This window comes from Streptomyces tricolor, assembly GCF_002155905.1.
GTDB lineage: Bacteria > Actinomycetota > Actinomycetes > Streptomycetales > Streptomycetaceae > Streptomyces > Streptomyces tricolor.
Map to the genome: position 1 here is coordinate 1 of NZ_MUMF01000936.1, position 1,537 is coordinate 1,537.

Consider the following 1,537-nt stretch of genomic DNA (forward strand, 5'->3'; position numbering starts at 1 on the left):
TGATCGGCGGCCTGCTCGCCGAGGAGCCGGAGCTGGCGCCGGACATCGCCTTCGGGATCGACGCGACGGAGTATCTGGAGGACCGGCTGGCCCGACGGCTGCTCGCCTGCTGGCGCGCCGGCCGCTCGTCCCTGCGGACCCCCCTGGAGCAGTCCCCGCCGGCACCCCGGGCATCATCCGTGCACACGCCCCGGGCATCGTCCCCGCCGGCACCCCAGGAACAGCAGGCATCCCATACATCGTGATTCCCCGGGTATCCGGACGGTGTGACCGTAGTAGTGCTACCGGGTGTGTACGCCCCGCAAGACGACACGGAGCTGCTGGCCGAGGCCCTCCACGAGGTGGCCCCGCCGCCCGGCACCCGGGTGCTGGACGTGGGCACCGGGAGCGGTGCGCTGGCCCTGCTGGCGGCCCGGCGGGGCGCCGAGGTGACCGCGGTGGACGTGTCCCGGCGGGCGGTGTGGACGGCCCGGCTGAACGCGTGGCTGGCCCGGCTGCCGGTGCACATCCGGCGCGGCAACCTGTTCGCACCGGTGCGGGGCCGGACGTACGACCTCATCCTGGCGAATCCGCCCTATGTACCGGCGCCCGCCACCCGGCGCGGTCCGCGCGGCCGGTCCCTCGCCTGGGACGCGGGGGACGACGGGCGGCTGCTGCTGGACCGGATCTGCCGGGACGCGCCGGCGCTGCTGAACCCGGGCGGCACGCTGCTGCTGGTGCACTCGGCGCTGAGCGGTCCGGGCCGCACCCTGGAGCTGCTGCGGGCGGCGGGGCTGAAGGCCGCGGTGGTCCGGCGCCGCTGGATCCCCTTCGGGCCGGTGCTGCGCTCCCGGGAGGACTGGCTGCGCCGGCGCGGGCTGCTCGCGCCGGCCGAGGACAGGGAAGAGCTGGTGGTCATCCGTGCCGAACAACCCTGCTGACCGCCCCGCCGACCGGGCGCGCCGGATCACCGTGCAACGGCGCGGGCCCCTCCTGGTGGAAGGGCCCGTGGAGATCGAACTGGAGGACGGGAGCACGGTCTTCTCGGACCGGTTCCGTGTCGCTCTGTGTACCTGCCGGCGCAGTCGCCGCTACCCCTGGTGCGACACGAGTCACCGGCGCAGGGCCTGAACACCCCGTCGAAACAGATTGTTTTTCGCCGCTCCCCGGACGGCCCCCCACGGGCCGATCCGGGGAGCGGCTGTGTGACCGGGTCCGGCGGGCGGCCCCACTCCGCCCGCCGGTCCCGGTGCGAGATCGCAGGTTCCCCGCTCCAGGGGGCCGCACTCCCCAGTTGCGGGCCTGATCCGGCGTCCACGGGGACTCCTGCGATCCCGGTCCTAGAACGCGAAGAGGCTGCCGCCGACGGCGTCCCTCATGCACGCGTTGCCGAAAGTGCGCTCGTAGGAGACGCGCTTGCCCTGCCAGACGCCCTGGGCGGTGACGACGACGGGGTCGTAGACCTTGGTGCACATCACGTCGTCGGACGGCTTAAGGGCGTCGAGTTCGCCGCCGACACCGCGCAGTTCGGCGCAGGCGTCGGCCGGGGCGGGATGGG

General features: G+C 74.2%; 3 protein-coding genes and 1 pseudogene. 3 read left to right on the forward strand and 1 reads right to left on the reverse strand.

All coding sequences use genetic code 11. From position 1 onward, the window contains the following. The 3 genes and pseudogenes from CCN44_RS47130 to CCN44_RS41640 form a co-directional block, all read left to right on the forward strand. A pseudogene (locus CCN44_RS47130) lies at positions 1 to 245 on the forward strand (iron-containing redox enzyme family protein); the annotation flags it as partial. Between the two features lie 33 nt (positions 246 to 278). Then, entirely contained in the window at positions 279 to 920 is a 642-nt protein-coding gene (locus tag CCN44_RS41635) for a HemK2/MTQ2 family protein methyltransferase (RefSeq protein WP_086704409.1), read from the forward strand. Beyond that, complete coding sequence (locus CCN44_RS41640; RefSeq protein ID WP_079080801.1) at positions 901 to 1,110, forward strand: CDGSH iron-sulfur domain-containing protein; 210 nt, start codon at positions 901 to 903, stop codon at positions 1,108 to 1,110. Before CCN44_RS41635 ends, CCN44_RS41640 begins: the two co-directional genes overlap by 20 nt. A 209-nt stretch (positions 1,111 to 1,319) precedes the next feature. Here CCN44_RS41640 and CCN44_RS41645 read toward each other — a convergent pair. Next, positions 1,320 to 1,537, reverse strand: a 218-nt coding sequence (locus CCN44_RS41645; RefSeq protein WP_208639948.1) for an SSI family serine proteinase inhibitor, incomplete at its 5' end; no start/stop codon positions are given.